This window comes from Nostoc cf. edaphicum LEGE 07299, assembly GCF_015207245.1.
Taxonomy (GTDB): Bacteria; Cyanobacteriota; Cyanobacteriia; order Cyanobacteriales; family Nostocaceae; genus Nostoc; species Nostoc edaphicum_B.
In genome coordinates, this window is record NZ_JADEXF010000639.1 from 1 (window position 1) to 3,597 (window position 3,597).

Annotated in this window: 1 protein-coding gene; it reads left to right on the plus strand. The window is 44.0% G+C overall.

What is annotated here, in order from left to right:
• Positions 1-3,399 (plus strand): PA14 domain-containing protein (locus IQ229_RS18195; protein ID WP_194046127.1); only part of this gene is annotated, 3,399 nt, incomplete at its 5' end.
• Between the last annotated feature and the right edge of the window lie 198 nt (positions 3,400-3,597).

Below are 3,597 nucleotides of genomic sequence, written 5' to 3' on the forward strand. Positions count from 1 at the left end.
GACCAAGGACAAAGCAGCATTTCTGCTCGGTCTAGCCTACTCTCTCAAGGAGATGGACTTAAAGCCGAATATTACGACAACATCGACTTCACCAACCTCAAGCAAACTCGCATAGATCCGACGGTGAACTTTAACTGGGGCGCTGGTTCTCCAGATTCGTCAATTGGTGTAGATACCTTCTCAGTGCGCTGGACAGGTAAGGTAGAAGCCAAGTACAGTGAAACTTATAACTTCTACACCACTAGTGATGATGGGGTGCGACTGTGGGTAAATGGTCAACAAATCATCAATAAGTTTGTCGATCAACCTGCAACAGCATACAGTGGCTCAATCGCCCTGGTTGCGGGTGAAAAATACGATATTAAACTTGAGTACTACGAAAATAAATCCAATGCCGTTTCTCAACTGCGTTGGTCAAGCACTTCTCAGGCTAAGGAAATCATTCCTCAGTCCCAACTGTATAGTATCGGCACATCTAATAGTGGCAACGGACTCAAAGCAGAGTATTACGACAACATCGACTTCACCAATCTCAAGCAAACTCGCATAGATCCGACGGTGAACTTTAACTGGGGCGCTGGTTCTCCAGATCCGTCAATTGGTGTAGATACCTTCTCAGTGCGCTGGACAGGTAAGGTAGAAGCCAAGTACAGTGAAACTTATAACTTCTACACCACTAGTGATGATGGTGTACGACTATGGGTAAATGGTCAACAAATCATCAATAAGTTTGTCGATCAACCTGCAACAGCATACAGTGGCTCAATCGCCCTGGTTGCGGGTGAAAAATACGATATTAAACTTGAGTATTACGAAAATAAATCCAATGCCGTTTCTCAACTGCGTTGGTCAAGCACTTCTCAGGCTAAGGAAATCATTCCTCAGTCCCAACTGTATAGTAATGTCAGCACACCTAGTAGTGGCAATGGACTCAAAGGAGAGTACTACGACAACATCGATTTCACCAACCTGAAGGTAACTACTACAAATCCGACGGTGAACTTTAATTGGGGCGCTGATTCTCCCGCTCCGTCGATTGATGCAGATACCTTCTCAGTGCGTTGGACAGGTCAGGTAGAAGCCAAGTACAGCGAAACTTACAACTTCTACACCACTGCTGATGATGGTGTGCGACTGTGGGTGAATGGTCAACAAATCATCGATAAGTTTATCGATCAACCTGCCACCGAATCCAGTGGCTTGATCGCATTGGTTGCAGGTCAAAAGTACGATATTAAACTTGAGTACTATGAAAATAAAGGCAATGCCGTTTCTCAACTGCGTTGGTCAAGCGCCTCTCAGGTGAAGGAAATCATTCCTCAGTCTCAACTTTATTCACCATTTCTTCAGACCACCATCACCTTAGGCTCGTCTTCGATGACTCTGAACGAAGACAGTGATAGTGTTACCGTTAAATTACTTAGAACTGGAGATTTAAGTGGTACATCTTCAATAAAGTATGCAACTATAGCTAATACTGCTACAAAAGGAGTTGACTATGGGGGTGAAGGCGTTGAAAGTGCTGGAATACTTACTTTTGCGCCGGGACAAAGCAGCACGCAGGTATCCATTCCGATCAATGATGATTCCTTGATAGAAGGAGATGAAACCTTTAATTTTGTCATCGATCAGGCAGAAGGGGCAACACTAGGACTCCAAAGAACTCTCACAATTACGATTCAAGACAACGATCGCTCTGGCTTCGATTTCAGTCAGCCAGTAGTTAGTGAGGGTGACGGTACTGCGAAGGTGATAGTTACACGGGGCAACGCTTCGGAGGCTGCTAGCGTAAGCTACACAACCCAAGATGGGACTGCTAAAGCTGGATCTGACTACCAGGCTGTATCTGGAAACTTGAGTTTTGTAGCCGGACAAACCAGCAACACAATTGTTATCCCCATTCTTAATGACAACGTTCAGGAATCAAATGAAACATTTACTTTGAATTTCAGTAACCCAGTTGGAGTGCAGCTAACTAATCAACAGACAAGTATCAGTCTTATTGATAATGACTCTGGTAACTTTGCTTTAGATACGGTAGTTTCTGGTTTGACTCAACCCACAGCTTTTGAATGGGCACCTGATGGTAACAGCATGTTCATTGCCCAGAAAAATGGGGTAGTGCGAGTCATGAAAAACGGTACCTTATTATCCACACCATTTACTGATATTCGTGGACAGGTAAATGATACGCGCGATCGCGGTCTGTTAAGCATTGCTGTACATCCAGATTTTGGCAAAAGTCCAAACGGCAACAACTATGTTTACCTGTTGTATACCTACGATCCACCAGAAACTAATACAAGCAATTCTAAGAACAATCCCAACAGCACATTAGACGATCCCGATCAGAATGGAAATCGTACTGCACGGCTAAGTCGCTTTGAAGCCGACCCCAACACTAATTACACTACTGCTATTGCTGGCAGCGAAGTTGTACTACTCGGCACAAATGGCACTTGGACGAATATTATCAAGCCAGATGGAAATAGTACAAATGTCACACTTGGCTATGCACCATCAGGAATTCTCAACAAAGATACTGGTAAGCCCTTTACCAGCTTGCAAGATTACCTGAATAATCTCGATAAAGTCCAAAATGTCCAGAATTTTATAGCCAATGATAGTGAATCTCACTCAGTTGGCTCTGTGCGTTTTGGTACTGATGGTTCTCTGTTTGTTAGCTTAGGAGACGGCACTTCCTACAATGGGATAGACCCCAGAGCAGTTCGTGTTCAGGATGTTAATAACCTGTCCGGCAAGATCCTGCGGATTGACGCTATTACAGGTCAAGGCTTATCAAGTAATCCTTTCTACAATGGCGATCTCAATAGCAATAGTTCCAAAGTTTATAGCTTAGGTCTGCGTAACCCCTTCCGTTTCACAATTGATCAAAAGACCAATACCCCCGTAGTTGGTGATGTTGGCTTCGTTAGTTGGGAAGAGGTGAATGTCGCAAAACCAGGAGCAAACTTTGGCTGGCCGTTCTATGAAGGAGGACTTGACGCCAATGGCAATACTACCAGTCTGAAACAACCAGGCTATTCTAACCTAGATGCAGCGAAAGATTTCTATAGTAGTGGTAAAACTGTTACAGCACCAGTTTACACCTACAAGCATTCTGGTAGTTCCAATTCGATCGTCATGGGTGACTTTTACACAGGTAATACTTTCCCTTCAATTTATGAAGGTGCTTTATTCGTCGGTGATTTCAGCAAAGGAACTATCGATGCTTTGACTTTCGATAGTCAGGGTAAATTTGTCTCAGTTAAGCAGTTTGCTTCCCAAGTAGATAGACCTAATTTAGGGTTAACTGCACAAATTACCACTGGAAAGGATGGTAATCTCTATTACGCAAACTTGACCGGAGGCCAGATTAATCGCTTCCGACCTGTTTAGAGATGGGTTGAAGGAGGCAGGAGGCAGGAAGTAAACTCTTGATATCATGTCCGCCAAATTACCCATAATAAAAGAACCCCTCCCCGCCTGCGGGGAGGGGAGACAAAGCACAGCTTTGGCGGGGTGGGGTTCTTCGGATTTAATAAGCAATCAAGCGGACATGATATGATGTCTAATTTTGACTCCTGTACTTTATAC